This is a genomic window from Blattabacterium cuenoti, assembly GCF_014251755.1.
GTDB lineage: Bacteria > Bacteroidota > Bacteroidia > Flavobacteriales > Blattabacteriaceae > Blattabacterium > Blattabacterium cuenoti_AN.
This window is the reverse complement of sequence record NZ_CP059200.1, coordinates 80875-98578: the sequence shown is the minus strand read 5'-3', so window position 1 is coordinate 98578 and position 17704 is coordinate 80875. Positions and strand designations below refer to the sequence as shown.

The following is a 17704-nucleotide window of genomic DNA, read 5'->3' as shown; positions in this document are numbered from 1 at the left end:
TTCATTTTTATTCTTACTAGATACTACATTAGTATGATCAGTTTTAATATTTATTCGATGGAATATAAGAAGAAGAATTTTACTTAATAATCTTGTTTTTTTTCCCCTAAAATTATTATTCTGAATTGATGCTTCATAGTGTTTTTATATATGATTTTATTTATCAATCATTATTATTTATTAATTATTATGTTAAACGAATTTCATCTACAGCGGCTTCTGAAGGAATCATAGGAAAAACATTATCTTCTTTTTCGATGAGAACTTCTAATAAAAAAGCTTTTTTGTAATTCAATGCTTTTTTTACTGATTTTTCTAATTCTTCTCTTTTATTTACTTTTTTTGCTTTTATGTTATAAGCATGAGCTAATTTTATAAAATCTGGATTAACTAATTTTGTACATGAATAACGTTTATCAAAAAAAAGCTGTTGCCACTGACGTACCATTCCTAAAAAATTATTATTTAATAGTACAATTTTAACGGGTATCTTATATTGTAAGATAGTTCCCATTTCCTGGATTGTCATTTGAAAACCTCCATCTCCTACAATACAAAGAATTTGCCTATTTTTAACACCTAATTGAGCTCCTATAGAAGCCGGTAAAGCAAAACCCATAGTACCCAATCCTCCAGAAGTGATTTGACTTTTTTTGCACGTAAAATGAAAATATCTTGAAGCTATCATTTGATGTTGTCCTACGTCAGTTACAAGAACTGCATTTTTGTTCTTGTATTGATTGATCCATTTAATCACTTCACCCATGGTAATTCCTTTCTTTTTTGGATAAAGATCTCCTTGTATTACTATCGTCTTTTCTTTTTTTTTAAGATGAAAAAATTTATCTTTCCATTCTGGATGAATAGATTTATTCACATAAAGAATCAATTTTTTTAAAGATGTTTTACAATCTCCCAAAATTGGAATGTGACATAAAATATTTTTATTAATTTCGGAAGAATCTATTTCTAAATGAATGATTTTAGCTTGTTTAGCGTATTTTTTAACATCTCCAGTTACACGATCGTCAAATCGCATACCTACCGCAATAAGAATATCACATTGATTAGTTAAAATATTGGGAGCATAATTACCATGCATTCCTAACATTCCTACATATAAAGAATGATAACTATCCAATGATCCTAATCCTAATAGAGTACTAGCTACTGGAATTCCAGTTTTTTCAACAAATTTTTTAAATTCTTCTTCTGCTTCCGCTAAAATCACTCCTTGACCTACAAGAATCAAAGGTCTTTCAGCCGAATTGATTAAAGCTGCAGCTTCCATAATTTTTTCCTTTTCTATACAAGGATATGGATAAAAATTTTTTATATATTTAAAACGTGTATAGTGAAATACAGTTTTTTGAAACTGAGCATCTTTAGTTATATCTATCAATACAGGTCCTGGTCTACCTTGTTTAGCTATAAAAAATCCTTTTTGAATTGATTCACAAATATCTTTAGCTTTTAAAACTTGAATATTCCATTTGGTTACAGGAATAGAAATATCTATTATATTTATTTCTTGAAAAGCATCCGTTCCTAATAAATGAGAGGATACTTGGCCAGTAATGCAAACAATAGGAGTACTGTCTATTAAAGCATCTGCCAATCCGGTAATTAAATTAGTAGCTCCTGGACCTGAAGTAGTAAAACATACTCCGATTTTTCCAGTTGCTCTAGCGTATCCTTGTGCTGCATGAATGGATCCTTGTTCATGACGCATGAGAATATGCGAAATTGAATTTAAATAATCGTGTAAAGAATCATATATGGGCATAATTGCTCCCCCTGGATATCCAAATATATATTCAACCTTTTCATATAATAGTGTTTTTATTACTATTTCTGAACCAGAAAATAATTTTCTTTCCATACAACAAACAAAACTAAAATTGATCTGTAATACATCCTTCAGAAGCTGAAGATACCATTTTGGTATATTTATATAAATAACCATTCTGAATTTTTAATAAAGGAGGAGTCCACGTTTTTCTCCTTTTTTGAATTTCTTCATTTTTTACTTCAAGAGTAATGATATTATTTTCCGTATCTATCTTAATAAAATCATCATTTTGTACTAAAGCAATCAATCCTCCAGATTGTGCTTCTGGAGTGATATGTCCTACGACAAAACCATGTGATCCTCCTGAAAATCTACCATCTGTAATAAGAGCAACTTTTTTTCCTAATCCGGATCCCATAATGTATGATGTTGGTTTCAACATTTCTGGCATTCCTGGTCCTCCTATTGGCCCCACATATCGAATTACAATGACCACTCCAGGTAAAATTTTATTATTTAAAATGGCTAAATTTGCTTCTTCTTCCGAATTAAAAACATGAGCCTTTCCTCTAAAAATTGTTCCTTCTTTTCCAGTAATTTTAGCTATAGCCCCTTCGGGGGATAAATTTCCATACAAAATTCTAATATGTCCGTTCTTTTTTATGGGATTATCTAAAGAATGAATAATTTTTTGATTAAAAGTTATATTAGGAATATTTTTCATATTATCAGATAATGTTTTTCCAGTAACGGTTAAACAATTTCCTGATAATATTCCTTCATTTAATAAATATTTTATAATAACAGGCATTCCTCCTATATACTTGTGAAGATCTTCCATTAAAAAAATTCCGCTTGGTTTGAGATTTCCGATGAGAGGAACTTGATTGCTAATTTTTTGAAAGTCTTTTAAAGAAAAATCAATATTTGCTGATTTAGCAATAGCTAAAAAATGTAAAATCAAATTAGTAGATCCGCCCAAACACATTGCTAATTTTACACCATTTTCTATGGAAATTTTTGTTATTATATCTTTTGGTTTAATATTTTTTTTTAATAGATTTTTAATATATGTAGAAACTTCTTCACATTCTATTTTTTTATTTTCACTTGTTGAAGGAGAAGAGGAAGAATAAGGAAGCATCATTCCCATAGCTTCCAAAGCAGAAGCCATAGTATTTGCGGTATACATACCTCCACAAGCTCCTGGTCCTGGACAAGAATGTTTTACGATATTTTTGTATTCATTTTCAGTAATTTGACTAGTATTTTTTTTTCCTAAGGCTTCAAAAGAAGAAATAACATCTAATTTTTTTCCATTATAATAACCGGAAGAAATACTCCCTCCATATACAATGATAGATGGTCTGTTCAATCTTAGCAAAGCAATCATAACTCCTGGTATATTTTTATCACATCCAGGTATAGCTATTACTCCATCATAATGATGAGAATCTACTACTGTTTCTATACTATCTGCTATTAATTCTCTAGAAGGAAGTGAATATCTCATTCCTGGAGTACCCATAGTAATTCCATCACTTACTCCAATAGTAGTGAATTGAAATCCTACTAAATTTTTAGTTATAACCGATGATTTTATTTTTCTGGCCAGTTTATCTAAATGCATGTTGCAAGGATTTCCTTCGTACCAATTACTAACAATTCCTATTTGAGCTTTACAAAAATCTGACTCTTTTATTCCTGTTGCATACAACATAGCATGTGCTGCTGGTAAATTAGGTTCTTTCGTGATTTTTTTGCTAAAATTGTTAATTTTTTTTTTCATGAAATTGAATAAATAAATCAAAAAGCCATACTGAAAAAGTAGGGATAAAAAAACAAAACTCGAATAGTTTAATGAAAATAAACTATGCAAGAAATTTTAAATTATATAATATGCAAAAATATAAAAAAATATATTATATAAAATATGTTTTTATGTATTTTTTTTAAAAAATTATTATTTTTTTGATCTATTCATAAATAACTTATGAAGTTTAATATAAAATATACATTTTTTTAAAAATTGAATTCAATTTTTAAAAAAATAACAAAATGTAAAATCATAGAAATGATTCCTGATCCGATTAATTCTTTTCCAAGATACCAAACAGCAAATTGTCCTTCCGTTATAGCACATTGCATACTTTCAAACTCTATGAACATTCCTTTTCTTATTTTATATAATTTTGATTTTTGTAATGGTTGTCTATAACGAATCCTACAAAGAACATTCATTTTTTCTCCTTCAAAAAGAGTAAGATCTTTCCGTACCCAATGAATATTTTTTTCCTGAATAAACAAAGATTTTCTATATAATCCTGGATGTTTTTTACCCATTCCTGTATAAACAATATTTTCTTCTACATCAGTAGCTATTACAAAAAGTGCTTCCTTGTAACCTCCTAATGCTATTCCTTTACGTTGTCCCTTAGTAAAAGAAAAGGCTCCTTTATGATATCCAATTATTTTTCCATCTGATTTTTTGTATTTTTTTTTTTTTGATAAGAAAAATAATTCTTCTTCTTTAGAAGAAAAGGATTTTTTTTCTTGATATAATGAAGCATTAGAATTAATGCATACTATTTCTCCCTTTTTTGGAGTAATTTTTTTTTTAAGGAAATTGAATAAATTAATTTTACCTACAAAACATAAACCTTGAGATTCCTTTTTATGAGCATTCCATAATTTGTGCATTTCTGCTATTTTTCTTACTTGATTTTTAGTTAATAAACCTAATGGAAATATAGATTTTTTCAGTTGATATTGTGTTAATTGACATAAAAAATATGATTGATCTTTATTTAGGTCTTTTCCAATCAAAAGACGATAAATTGTTTTTCTATTTTTTACAATTTTTTCTTTATTTACATAATGTCCTGTAGCAATCAAATCTGCTCCTAAATCAATAGCTTTTTTCAAGAAAATGTTAAATTTTATTTTTCTATTACACAAAATGTCTGGATTAGGGGTTTTTCCTAATCTATACTCGTTAAACATGTAGTTTATGATATGTTTTTTGTATTCATTTTTCATTTCGATTACTTGAAAGGGAATATTTAATTGCTTAGCTACTAACATAGCATCAATGCTATCCTCTTTCCAAGTGCATTTATTATAATGATTAGAATTTTCTTCTTCCCAATTATGCATAAATAAGCCAATAACTTCATACCCCTTTTTCTTAAGGATTAATGCAGCAACACTGGAATCTACTCCTCCTGAAAGTCCAACTACTACTTTTTTTTGCATCATAATGTAATAAGAATCATATTGAAATCAATAAAATAAAATGAAATCTAACAATCTTCAGTACAAGACTCTATTAAGAATTAGAAAATGATTCTAAAATTTGTTTTTAAGAAAACATTTCTCTTACACGATCAAAAAACGATTTTTCTGAATTTCCGGGATGAGGAAGAAAATTTTCATTTTTTCTCATTTTTTCAAAAAATTTTCTTTGTTCTTCATTAATTTTTTTTGGAGTCCAAACATTGACATGAATAAAAAGACTTCCATATCCATATCCTTCAAGATTAGGCAATCCTTTATTTTTTAATCTAAGAGTTTTTCCTGATTGTGTTCCTGGATCTATTTTGATTCTTGCTTTACCATTAATGGTAGGAACTTCTTTTAAAGCTCCCAATATTGCATCTGGAAATGATATGTACAAATCATAATGAATATTACTTCCTTCTCTTTTTAATTTAGGATTAGGAATTTCCTCAATTAATACAATCAAATCTCCAGGAATACCACCAAATGGGGCTTCATTTCCTTTTTCAGAAACTTTCAATTGAATTCCTTCTGTAAGACCTGCTGGAATTTTAATATTCACTAATTCTTCTTCTTTAATTAATCCATGTTTATTCGCTCCATAAGGAATATTTTCTATAATTTTTCCAGTTCCATAACAACCCCTACATTGAGAAGTAGTTTGCATTCTTCCTAGAAGAGTATTAGTGACTCTGACTATTTGTCCAGTTCCATTACAAGATGCACAATTTTTAAATTTGATGCCTTTGGCAACTTTGAGTCTCTTCACTTTAACTTTTTTTTCTATTCCATTAGCTATTTCTTCTAATGAAAGTTTGACTCTGATTCTTAAATCACTTCCTTTAATAGTTTTATGTCTATTTGATTTTCCAAAACCAAAACTAGAAAAACTTTCACCAAATGCATCAGAAAAAATATCTCCAAAATTTTCAAAAATATCCTCCATATTCATTCCTGAACCCAATCCACTTCCTTTTATTCCAGAATGTCCAAATTTATCATACCGTTGTCTTTTTTCTGGATTGCTTAAGACTTCGTAAGCTTCAGCTGATTCTTTAAATTTTTCTTCCGCTTCCTTTTTATTATCTAAATTCTTATCTGGATGATATTTGATTGCTAGTTTTCGATAAGCTTTTTTAATTTCTTCTGGAGAAGCATTTCTAGAAACTCCTAATACTTCGTAATAATCTTTTTTCATCATGAAGATAAATTAATTATTTTCCGATAATGACTTTAGCATGTCGTATTATTTTTTCTTTTAGAATATATCCCGCTTCTATAATTTCTATAATTTTCCCTTTTAAATTTTCCGTAATAGCTGGAATTTGTGTTATCGCTTCATGGAAATCCGTATTAAAATCATCTCCTTTTTTTATTTTGATTTTATTTAATCCCTTTTCTTTTAAAATTTTAATAAGTTTTTCCTGTATCAAAAAAAATCCTTTTACAGGATGTTCCTCTTTATATTTTCTTAATTCTTTAATTCCTCGTTCAAAATCATCTAAAATTGGAATTAAATCTATAAGAATTTGTTCATGAACATCTCTAAAAATATCAAATCTTTCTTTTTGAATCCGTTTTTTATAATTTTCAAATTCTGCAAAAAGACGCAAAAATTTATCTTTTTCTTTTTCTAATTCTTTTTTCAAAAATTCAATTTCTTTTTTTAATGGATCATGGGGCTCTTCTTGTTGACAAGAACAAGATTTTTCATCATCTATTTGATGAGATAATTTTGACTGTTTTTCAGTATTTTTTTGATTGATATCCATAATATAAAAATATTTTCAAAATAATTCTATGGACTGTAAAAGGCAAAATTTTTGCCAAAAAATATAATTATGTCATAATGACAAAGAACATTTTATAAATCAAATTATAGGATTGAATTTCAAATGCTTTCTAATAAAATTTAATCTTTCATAAGCTATTTTATTTGCTTTTTTAGCACCTGAAGCTAAAATATGATCCAATAAAGATTTCTTTTTTATGAAAGAAAAAAACTTTTCTCTTTCCGATGAAAATTTATGAATGATATACTCATATAATGAAATTTTTGCCTCATAATATCCATATCCTCCTTCTAGATATTTTTTTTTCATGATCTCTATTTTATCCACAGGAGCTATCAAACTATATAAAGACATGATATAATCAGTTTCTGGATTTTTTTTTTCTTTTACAGATTTACTATCTGTGCGAATACTCATAATCTGTTTTTTCAAAATTTCGTCTGAAGAAAAAATATTTATACAATTTTTTTTAGATTTACTCATTTTTTTTCCATCTGTTCCTATCACAAACATATTTTTTTGTAAAAAAGCATGAGGTAATACAAATAATTTTTTTCCTATTTTTTTATTAAAAAAATTAGCGATGCGACGAGTTATTTCTATATGTTGTAATTGATCTTTTCCTACTGGAATAAGTTTTGCATTATAAAGTAAAATATCAGCAGCCATTAAAATAGGATAAGTAAATAACCCAACACTTATTTTTTCTTGATCTATTTTTTTTATTTCCTTTTTAAAAGCATGAGCTAATGCAAGTCTTTGGTATGGATAAAAACAATTGAAATACCAAGCTAATTCAGTAACAAATGAAACATCAGATTGTCTGTAAAATAAACAATTATCTATATTTAATCCAAAAGCTAACCATGCAGCTGCAATTTGATAAGTATTATTTTTGATTGTTGTCATACTATCTTTCTCTATTTGAATCATTGAATGTAAATCCGCTATAAATATACATGAAGAATGTTTTGTATTTTGATTAGCTATGGATACAGACGGAATAATAACACCTAAAATATTCCCTAAATGAGGAGTTCCTGTACTTCTAATTCCTGTTAACATTATTTTTTTTTCCATAAAAAAATTATGTTTTTGTTTTGTTGTAAATAAATATATAATATAATTTGAATTGAAATTGTTTTTATTTTTTTTTGTTTAAAGATTCTAATCCACTTATAATTTCAAGTATTTCTTTAGTAATCGTAGTTTGTCTTTCTTTATTATAATTTAACATTAGATCATGTTTAATATCAGATGCATTTTCTGTAGCTTTATGCATAGATATCATACGAGATGTATGTTCTGCTGTGGTAGATTTACAAAAAATTTTTAATAATTTTGCATTTAAAAATTTTGGAATTATAAAATTTAATATTTCTTTTTGAGAAGGTTCTAAAATATAGGAAAATTCTAATGTTTTTTTTCTAAAATCCTTAATAGGAATAGGAAGAAATTTTTCTATAACTACTTCTTGAAAGGAGGATTTTTTCAAGTGATTGTAGATTAAATAAATTGAAGAAAACTTTTCTTTTAAAAAACAAAAAATGAACTCTGATACTAAAGATTGGATTTTTTGATGGAATAAATCGTTTTCAATCCAATTTTGATTGTACATATTATATTTTTTTTTCCATAAAAAATCGAATCCTTTTTTTCCAATAGGAAAAAATAAACATTCATTATTATGAAAATACCTTTTTTTTTGAAAAATATGATTAATTTTTGAAAAAATTGAAGAATTAAAAGAACCACATAAACCACGATCAGAAGTAAATACAATAAATAATTTTATTTTTCCTTTTTCTGAAAAGAATGGATTTTTTTCAAATTTTTCTTTGTTTTCTGTAAACAAAAGATCAAATAGAATTGTCTTTATGGAATCTAAATAAATTTTTACTTTCATCAGTAAATTTTTTGATTTTCGTAATTTTACTATAGAAATCATTTTCATTGCTTCTGTCGTTTTTATAACTGATTCTATAGATAATATTCTTCTCTTGATTTCTTTTGGATTAGACATAATTAAGAAACGTATTTATCACTTAATTTTAAAGCAACTGTTTCTAAAATGTCAGATATTTTTTTGTCAAAAATTCCGTTTCTTAAAGAATTTAAGACATTTTCATGTTTTTCGTTTAAATAAAAAAGATATTCTTTTTCAAAATCTGAAATTTTATCAATAGGAACCTTTTTAAGTAAATTTTTAGTACCGGCATAAATAATAGCTATTTGATCTGCTATATCATAGGGAGTATGAGGAGTTTGTTTTAATATTTCCATATTAATTCTTCCCTTTTTTAAAATATTCGTAGTAGATGAATCTAGTTCAGAACCAAATTTTGAAAAAGATTCTAGTTCTCTGAATTGAGCTTGATCTAATTTTAGAGTTCCAGATATTTTTCTCATAGATTGAATTTGTGCAGATCCCCCTACACGAGAAACAGATATACTTTCATTAATTGCAGGACGAATTCCAGAATGGAATAAATCTTTTTCTAAAAAAATCTGCCCATCTGTAATAGAAATAACATTAGTAGGAATATAAGAAGAAATATCTCCAGATTGAGTTTCAATAATAGGCAAAGCAGTTAAAGAACCTCCACCTTTTATTTGTCTTCTAATAGAAAATGGAATGTCATTCATTTTTTCAGCCATTTTTTGATCTTTTATTATTTTAGCTGATCGTTCTAAAAGACGAGAATGTAAATAAAAAACATCTCCTGGATAGGCTTCTCTACCAGGTGGACGTCTTAATAATAGGGATATTTCCCTATAAGAAACCGCTTGTTTTGAAAGATCATCATATATCACTAAAGAAGAACGACCGGTATCCCGAAAATATTCTCCTATTGCCGTTCCAGAAAAAGGAGCATAAACTTGCATAGAAGCTGGATGAGAAGAGTTTGCCGCCACTATAATTGTATAAGACATCGCTCCTTTTTCTTGTAATATTTTTGAAATTCTTGCTATAGTAGATCCTTTTTGACTAATGGCTACATAAATGCAATAAACAGGATTTTTTTTTTCAAAAAATCTCTTCTGATTGATAATTGTATCAATAGCTATGGTCGTTTTTCCAGTTTGTCTATCTCCAATAATTAATTCTCTCTGTCCTCTTCCAATAGGAATCATAGAATCTATAAATTTTATACCAGTTTGAAGAGGTTCTTGAACCGGTTCTCTATAAATCACACCTGGAGCCTTTCTTTCCAATGGCATTTCAAATAGTTTTCCTTCTATAGGTCCTTTTCCATCTATAGGATTTCCTAATATATCTACAACACGACCTAACATATTTTCTCCTACTTTGATAGAAAAAATTTTTCCAGTTTTTTTTACGATATCTCCTTCTTTCAAATTTTTTGATGGACTAAGTAAAACGATGCTAACATGATCTTCTTCTAGGTTTAAAACCATTCCTTTAATTCCATTCTGGAATTCTACTAATTCTCCATAAAAAGCGGAATTTAGTCCAAAAGACCTAACAACACCATCTCCTATTTGAACAATAACACCAAATTCGGATAATTTGGATTCAAATTGAAAATTTGATAATTCTTCTTTAAGAATTGATGATATTTCAGAATATTTTAAATCTGACATATGAGAATAAAAACTTTTATTTTTAATTAATGAAATATATTTTTTTGAATATGAAACAACTGTTCCTGAATACTAAAATTCCATTCTTTATATCCTATACGAAATAGAAAGCCTCCAATAATAGATTTATCAATTTGATTAAAAATAAGAAATTTTTTTTTCTTAGATATTATTTTATGCGCAATCATTTCTTGTATATCCTTTTTCAAAGGAAAAGCAGAAATTACAATAGATTTTACAAATCCTTTTTTATCTTCTTCGTATATTCTATTGTATTCTAAAAGAATTTCTTTCAAAAAAGATTCTCTGTTTTTTAAAATGAGGAGTTTAATAAATTTAAAAAGTAAAACATCAAAATTATAAAATATTTTTTTGAAAATTTTTATTTTTTTTTCAGTATATAATAGATTTGTGTTTATAATTCTATATATATTTATGTTTTTACTTAAAAAAAAACATACTTTTTTTATTTTTTGATAAAAAAATTCAATATCATTATCATTCATATTCATAACAGAAAACTCAAAAAAAACTCTAGCGTAATGTTGAATGATTTTTTTCTTTTTATTTGAAAACATTAGATTAGGACAATTTATCTACTAATTCTTTTATAAATTTATCTTGTTTATCGTATTGATCTAACTCTCTTTTTAATATTTTTTCGGATATTTGAATAGAAATATCTCCTATTTTATTTTTTAATTGACGAATAGCAACTTGTTTTTCTATTTGAATATTTTTTTTTGTCTCTTCTATAATTTTTTTCTTTTCTATTATTCCTTCCTCTTTAGCTTTTGATTTTATTTTTTCTCTGATTTGAATAGCTTCTTTCAAAATCATATCTCTTTTCATATAAGTTTCCTTTAAAATTTTATTTTTTTGATTTTCTACATGTTTCAATTCTTTTTTCACTTGATCTGCTTTTTCAATAGATATTTTAATTTCTTCCTCTCTTTGATCAATAAAATTTATTATGGGCTTCCAAGCAAATTTTGAAAGAAACAACATGAGAATTATAAATATTATTGTATGCCAAACAATGAGTCCAATAGAAGGAGTAACTAAATCCATTGGATTTTTATTTAAATACAGCTAATAATGTAGTGACTATTCCAAATAATGCGGCTCCTTCAATCAATGCAGACGCTATAATCATAGCATTCTGTATTTTATTTGAAGCTTCAGGTTGTCTAGCAATGGCATCCATTGCGGAACTTCCGATTTTTCCAATTCCTAATCCCGCTCCTATTACTGCAATACCAGATCCTAAAGCAGCTAAACCTGAGTAAGTTAAATCTATATTCATATAATAATATTTTTAATATATTTCATTGTCATAATCATAATTTTTCACAGACATTCCTATAAGTAAGGAAGATAAAGTTGTAAAAATAAAAGCTTGTAAAAAAGCAACCATAATTTCTAACATAGAAATAAAAAAACCGAAAATTATGGAAAAACCAGTTACGAAAAAATTTTTAAAAATAAAAATGAGACAAATAAAACTTAAAATAATTATGTGTCCAGCAGTAATATTAGCAAACAATCGAATACACAAAGTTAATGGACGAATAAAAATTCCAATAAATTCTATAGGAGCTAATAACAGTCTAATACCCATTGGAACTCCTGGCATCCAAAAAATATGTTTCCAATAACTCATATTTGCATTTATATTGGTGACAATAAATGTCATAATAGCTAATACTAATGTAATATTTATGTTTCCTGTTACATTTGGAAATCCTGGAATAATACCTATCAAATTATTAATTAATATAAAAAAAAAGGATGTTAACAAAAAAGGAAGAAATATTTTATATTTTTTTCCAATATTAGGGATTGCAATCTCATCCCGTATAAACAAAATTAAAAATTCTAAAAAAATTCCTAAACTCCATTTCATTTGATGATTTTTATAACTACGTTTCATTCGTATGAAAAGATAAGATAACAAAAAAGAGGATATAAAAATGGATACCACATTTTTTGTAATAGAAAAATCCCAAGGTTTATCATTTTTTGGATTTCCTTTAGAATCCATATGTAATAATCCAATATCATTGGTTTTATATATTGTTTCTCTAAACATCTTATAATATCCATATTTTCCTTTTACCACATTTTCACATGAAAATTTAGAGGAAAAAAAAACTTCTAACCCATTATTCCATAAAATAACTGGCAAAGAAAAAATAATTCCATGATTTGGAGTTCCTGCAATATGCCATTCATGAGAGTCATTGACATGATCCAAAATAATATGAGCTATATCCATATTATTTTTATTTTCATTTTGTATTTTCACATTCTGATTTTTATCAGAAGATTCGACAAACAAAAATAAAAACAAAAAAAAGAATAGAGAATATATTATTTGTTTTGAAATCATTTACATCGAAAAATAGGAAACAAATTTATATTTTTTTTATAAAAAATTTCAAACAATTATATTTTCATGTTTTGAATACATTTGCATACGATATTATATGAAATTCATTATAACGATGAAGGAAAAAACAAAAATTATTCAAAATATTTTATATGATCCTCTTACAGGTTCCATTTTCACACCAATAATATATCAAACTTCAACTTACGTACAAGAAGTTTCTGGTGTTCATAAAGGATTTGATTATCCTATAACGAATAATCCTACGTTGAAAATATTTGATATAGAATTAATTAGTAAAAAAATAAAAAGAAAAAATCCAACTATTTTAGTTGTTGTAGATAACACATTTGCTTCTCCTGCCATTCAAAATCCTTTGAAATTAGGATCAGATATAGTAATTCATAGTTCTACAAAATATTTATCAGGATATTCAGATGTATTAGATGGATTAATTACTCTCAAAAAAACCATATTTGTTGTATTATGAAAAACTAAAGTATATGCAAAATGCAACTGTAAGAGGAAGACAAACGTTATATTGACGTATCAAAAAAACAATTTCAACAAAATGCTTTACAAATCGCTTCTTTTTTAAAAAAAAACAAAAAAAATGATGAACTAGATAAAGTTTATAATCCTGGATTATCTCATCATAAAAATCATTTTTTTGCAGTAAAACAACAACGATATTTTGGAGGAATTGTTTCTTTTAGTTGAAAAAAAAATACAGTAAAATCAGCAAAACAAGTTGTGACTTCTACAAAATTATTTTTTTTGTCAGAAAGTTGGGGAAAGACAAAAAGTTTAATTTGTTATCCAGCAACTATGACTCACAAATATACTCCTTTATAAATCAGAATGAATGCAGGAATACAAAATTCTATGATTCTGTTTATCTCTTGGAATAGAAAACGCAGAAGATCTTATTGAAGATCTTGATCAAGCTTTTTTTTATATCTATAATTTTTTATCATGTAATAAAACTCCTATAGAATACAGTTCTTGTCTAATTTTATCTGAAATAATCCAATGTTTTTGTTTTCTTTCTTCTGTACGAAATTTGATCAATCCCTCAATGAGGGTGTTTAATTTTTTAGAATTTTCTTCATGATAGTTGATTTCTTGAATTCCTAAAATATCAAAAACAAAATAAATCATATATTTTTTTAATAGATGAAAATGAGATATGTTTTGAATGGAATTATTAATGATGAGTGTAGAAATTTGAAATAAATGAGTTATTAATAAAGGAATATTAAAGTCATCATTAATAGCTTGATAACAAATATATATCCAATGATGAACATTAAAAATGTCTAAATTTTTTGATGTTTTAGTCTTAGGTTCTAAATGTTTTAATATTTTTATAGCTTTCATGATTTTATGATATCCTTTTTCAGCTTCTATTAGTCCTTTATTGGAAAAATCCATAATGTTTCTATAATGGGTTTGTAAAATGTAAAACCTGAAAATACTAGGAAAAAAAGTTTTGTTATAAATGATGTCTTTTAATTCCAAAAAATTTCCTGTAGATTTACTCATCTTTTTTCCATTTAAAGTGAGCATATTCGTATGCATCCAATAATGAGCAAAATAACTTTTGTTATAAATTCCTATCGCTTGTGCTAATTCGCATTCATGATGAGGAAATTTTAAATCTATTCCTCCACCATGGATGTCAAAAGTTTCTCCTAAATATTTTGTACTCATTGTAGTACATTCTATATGCCAACCAGGAAATCCTCTTCCCCATGGAGAATTCCAATTCATAATATGATTAGAATGAGCTCTTTTCCAAAGAGAAAAATCATGAAATCCACGTTTTTCTTCTATAAATTTTAATTTTTTATAAAAAAGTTGATCGATTTTATTTTTGCTAATCACCCCATAAGGATAGAATTTTCTATATTCTTTTAAATCAAAATAAACAGATCCATTTACTTCGTATGCTAATTTTTTTTGAATTAGCTCTTGAATCATATCTATTTGTTCTATAATATGACCTGTAGCCGTAGGTTCTATACTTGGAGGTAATACATTTAAAACATTTAATAAGTTGTGAAAAGAAATAGTGTATTTTTGAACAATTTCCATGGGTTCAAGTCCTTCTATACGAGATTTTTGAGAAATTTTATCTTCTATATCAAAATTTTCATTTTCTAAATGTCCAACATCAGTAATATTTCTTACATAACGAACTTTATATCCCAAATGTTTTAAATAACGAAAAACAATATCAAATGATATAAAAGTTCTACAATTTCCTAAATGTAAGTAGTTATAAACCGTAGGTCCACATACATAAATACCAACATATTCCTTATGAATCGGATGAAATAATTCTTTTTTTTCTGTTAAAGAATTATATATTTTTAAATGATTTCTATTTTTTTGTTGATAACTCTTTTCCTCCATTTTTTTCATTTAAGAAATTCCAATATGATGCAAAAATTCTTTTCGAATTTCTGAATTTGTTTTAAAGGATCCTATTAACTCAGTAGTAACAGTACTACTATCTGTATCTTTAATTCCACGAGAATTAACACACAAATGTTTTGCCTCTATAATACAAGCTACATCTTGTGTTTCTAACATTTTTTTTAAGGATTGAACAATTTGTATTGTTAAACGTTCTTGAACTTGTGGTCTTTTTGCATAAAAGTTGACAATTCTATTGATTTTAGAAAGACCTACAACTTTTCCATTAGAAATATAACCTACATGTGCTTTTCCTATGATGGGAAGAAAATGATGTTCACAAGTGGAATAAACTGTTATATTTTTTTCTATTAACATTTGGTTATATTTGTATTTATTTTCAAAAATGGAAAAATTAGGAGAATTCTTTGGATTAAGACCACTGAAGATTTCTTGTATAAACATTTTTGCAACTCGTTTTGGTGTTTTTCGTAAACTATCATCATTCATATCCAACCCTAAAACTTCCATAATATGAAAAAAATGTTTTTTTATTTTTTCAATTTTTTCTTCATCACTCATAAAACAAACGTTATTTTGTGAAGTCAAATCTGGATTAATTGAATGATTTAAAATAGAATTATATTTTTGATTCAATTTTATTTTTTTAATTTTATTATGTTTTCCTTCCATCATAAAATGAACTTAATCCATGGAAAACAAAGTTACAAAAACGATTCTGTTATGATTTATTGTTGAATATTTTTTCTTATTCATAATAAAATAGAATTTTTTATATCATCAGGTATTTTACATATAGGAATAGGAATCATTTTATGTCTATTTTTTTGATGTAACATTTTATATTTTTTTAAAATTTGATATTCTATTTCAGAAAAAGTATAATTTTTTGTTTTCATAATTTTCATTGCCCATTCTAATTCTTCATAAGTCGCTCCTAATTGATCTTCATCTGATCGTTGATCTTCCCAAAGTCCATCCGTTGGCTTTGCTTTTTGAATTTCATCAAGAATATTTAATTTTTTAGCTAAAAAACGAACTTCACTCTTAGTTAAATCAGCTATTGGATGTAAATCCACTCCTCCATCTCCATATTTTGTAAAAAAACCGACTCCAAAATCTTCCACTTTATTTCCAGTTCCAACAACAAGATAATTTTTTATATTAGCATAATAGTATAAAGTTAACATACGAATACGAGATTTTACATTAGCTAATGCTAAAGAAAGTTTAGAATTTTTTTGAATATCATTCGTTGTATGACAAAAAGTTTTGAATAAAGCAGATAAATCTTTTTCAAAATAATGAACATTCGAAAATTTTTTTTTCAAAAATTTTGCATGTTTTATAGGAAACAAATTTTTTTCTTTTTCCAAAATAGGCATTTCTAATATGATAGTAGGAAATTTTGTCATAGCTACTAAAAAAGAAGTTACGGAAGAATCCACTCCTCCAGATATTCCAATAATAAAACCATTAGATTTAGATTTTTGAATATATTTTTTCAACCAGGAAACAATATATCGAATTACTTTTTCTGTTCTTATCATTTGATTTGAATACATTAATTTTCAAAAATTTAATATATATGTCTTTAATTCTAAATTTAGAAACTTCTACAAAAAATTGTTCAGTCAGCATTGCTAAAAATGGAATATGTTTAACTTCTATAGAAGAATGTTCAAAAGAATATTTTCATTCAGAAAAATTGCACACATTTATACAATATGCTACAAGCATTTCCGGAATTCATCTTAAAGATTTAAAATCTGTTTGTGTTAGCAAAGGACCAGGATCCTATACTTCTTTAAGAATAGGGGCATCGGCGGCTAAAGGATTGTGTTGTGCTTTAAATATTCCTTTGTTATCTGTAGATACATTGACAGTAATGAGTTATAAAATAAACATAAAAAAAGGATTCTTAATTCCCATGATACATGTTAAATCTGATTTTTTCTATACTTCATTATTTAATGAATCAAAAAAAAGATTAAATCCCATTAGAATAAAAAAATTAGATAACGATTTTTTAAAATCGATATCAGAATATAAAAAAGTCCATTTTATTATAGGAAATATTTCTTCTCTTAAAAAGAAGAAATTCATTACAGGAAAAAGAGAATTTTTATACAAGATGCCATCTGCAATGGATATGTCTCTCATTTCTTATAAAAAATTTTGTAAAAAAAAATTCGATGATATCGAAAAATTTATTCCTTTTTATTTATAAAAAATACATACATTTTGTGAGAAAAAAATTTAAAATAATGAAAATAGTGCACCATGTGCTATTTTTCAGATAAAACCTATAAATACAGTTCCATTTATTTCTCCTTCTTACTACCCCATATGACAAAAAAAATTACTTTTTTATTGATTTTAGACATATTTTAATCAAAC

General features: G+C 26.1%; 17 protein-coding genes and 1 pseudogene. 3 read left to right on the top strand and 15 right to left on the bottom strand.

Annotated features, from left to right (window positions below; translation table 11 throughout):
- Window positions 1–187: 187 nt before the first annotated feature.
- From ilvB to atpB, 12 genes are all read right to left on the bottom strand, one after another.
- Window positions 188–1882 (bottom strand): biosynthetic-type acetolactate synthase large subunit, encoded by a 1695-nt coding sequence (gene ilvB, locus H0H57_RS00415; protein WP_185863876.1) that lies wholly within the window; start codon window positions 1880–1882, stop codon window positions 188–190.
- Between the two features lie 13 nt (window positions 1883–1895).
- Window positions 1896–3581 (bottom strand): dihydroxy-acid dehydratase, encoded by a 1686-nt coding sequence (gene ilvD / locus H0H57_RS00410; RefSeq protein ID WP_185863875.1) that lies wholly within the window; start codon window positions 3579–3581, stop codon window positions 1896–1898.
- A gap of 233 nt (window positions 3582–3814) precedes the next feature.
- Window positions 3815–5050, bottom strand: a complete 1236-nt coding sequence (gene mnmA / locus H0H57_RS00405) for a tRNA 2-thiouridine(34) synthase MnmA (protein ID WP_185863874.1) — start codon at window positions 5048–5050, stop codon at window positions 3815–3817.
- Between the two features lie 103 nt (window positions 5051–5153).
- Window positions 5154–6272, bottom strand: a complete 1119-nt coding sequence (locus H0H57_RS00400; protein ID WP_185863873.1) for a DnaJ C-terminal domain-containing protein — start codon at window positions 6270–6272, stop codon at window positions 5154–5156.
- A 13-nt stretch (window positions 6273–6285) separates the two neighbouring features.
- Window positions 6286–6843 carry a nucleotide exchange factor GrpE gene (locus tag H0H57_RS00395; RefSeq protein WP_185863872.1) on the bottom strand — a complete coding sequence of 186 codons (558 nt, stop codon included), beginning with the start codon at window positions 6841–6843 and terminating at the stop codon, window positions 6286–6288.
- 99 nt (window positions 6844–6942) lie between these two features.
- Window positions 6943–7944 (bottom strand): tryptophan--tRNA ligase, encoded by a 1002-nt coding sequence (trpS, locus tag H0H57_RS00390; protein WP_185863871.1) that lies wholly within the window; start codon window positions 7942–7944, stop codon window positions 6943–6945.
- 64 nt (window positions 7945–8008) lie between these two features.
- Window positions 8009–8887 (bottom strand): ATP synthase F1 subunit gamma, encoded by an 879-nt coding sequence (atpG, locus tag H0H57_RS00385; protein ID WP_185863870.1) that lies wholly within the window; start codon window positions 8885–8887, stop codon window positions 8009–8011.
- A gap of 2 nt (window positions 8888–8889) precedes the next feature.
- Window positions 8890–10470 carry a F0F1 ATP synthase subunit alpha gene (gene atpA / locus H0H57_RS00380; RefSeq protein WP_185863869.1) on the bottom strand — a complete coding sequence of 527 codons (1581 nt, stop codon included), beginning with the start codon at window positions 10468–10470 and terminating at the stop codon, window positions 8890–8892.
- Between the two features lie 26 nt (window positions 10471–10496).
- Window positions 10497–11048, bottom strand: a complete 552-nt coding sequence (gene atpH, locus H0H57_RS00375) for an ATP synthase F1 subunit delta (RefSeq protein WP_185863868.1) — start codon at window positions 11046–11048, stop codon at window positions 10497–10499.
- Between the two features lie 4 nt (window positions 11049–11052).
- Window positions 11053–11541, bottom strand: a complete 489-nt coding sequence (gene atpF / locus H0H57_RS00370) for a F0F1 ATP synthase subunit B (protein ID WP_185863867.1) — start codon at window positions 11539–11541, stop codon at window positions 11053–11055.
- A gap of 7 nt (window positions 11542–11548) precedes the next feature.
- Complete coding sequence (atpE, locus tag H0H57_RS00365) at window positions 11549–11776, bottom strand: ATP synthase F0 subunit C (protein ID WP_185863866.1); 228 nt, start codon at window positions 11774–11776, stop codon at window positions 11549–11551.
- Between the two features lie 12 nt (window positions 11777–11788).
- Window positions 11789–12862 (bottom strand): F0F1 ATP synthase subunit A, encoded by a 1074-nt coding sequence (gene atpB, locus H0H57_RS00360; RefSeq protein ID WP_185863865.1) that lies wholly within the window; start codon window positions 12860–12862, stop codon window positions 11789–11791.
- Window positions 12863–12959: 97 nt separating this feature from the next.
- Here atpB and H0H57_RS03150 point away from each other — a divergent pair, with 97 nt between their 5' ends.
- Together H0H57_RS03150 and H0H57_RS03145 are read left to right on the top strand one after the other, a co-directional pair.
- Entirely contained in the window at window positions 12960–13352 is a 393-nt protein-coding gene (locus tag H0H57_RS03150) for a PLP-dependent transferase (protein ID WP_262887195.1), read from the top strand.
- A 50-nt stretch (window positions 13353–13402) separates the two neighbouring features.
- Window positions 13403–13717, top strand: a pseudogene (locus H0H57_RS03145) (PLP-dependent transferase).
- A gap of 105 nt (window positions 13718–13822) precedes the next feature.
- Here H0H57_RS03145 and cysS read toward each other — a convergent pair.
- From cysS to nadE, 3 genes are all read right to left on the bottom strand, one after another.
- Entirely contained in the window at window positions 13823–15280 is a 1458-nt protein-coding gene (gene cysS, locus H0H57_RS00350) for a cysteine--tRNA ligase (RefSeq protein WP_185863864.1), read from the bottom strand.
- A 9-nt stretch (window positions 15281–15289) separates the two neighbouring features.
- The gene (gene folE / locus H0H57_RS00345) at window positions 15290–15979 is read right to left on the bottom strand and encodes a GTP cyclohydrolase I FolE (RefSeq protein ID WP_185863863.1); all 690 of its coding nucleotides are present in this window, start codon (window positions 15977–15979) and stop codon (window positions 15290–15292) included.
- A gap of 77 nt (window positions 15980–16056) precedes the next feature.
- A complete protein-coding gene (nadE, locus tag H0H57_RS00340) occupies window positions 16057–16854 on the bottom strand; it encodes an NAD(+) synthase (protein WP_185863862.1) in 798 nt (265 codons plus the stop codon).
- 38 nt (window positions 16855–16892) lie between these two features.
- On the opposite strand from nadE, the gene tsaB reads away from it, so the two are divergent.
- Complete coding sequence (gene tsaB / locus H0H57_RS00335; protein WP_185863861.1) at window positions 16893–17534, top strand: tRNA (adenosine(37)-N6)-threonylcarbamoyltransferase complex dimerization subunit type 1 TsaB; 642 nt, start codon at window positions 16893–16895, stop codon at window positions 17532–17534.
- Window positions 17535–17704: the final 170 nt, after the last annotated feature.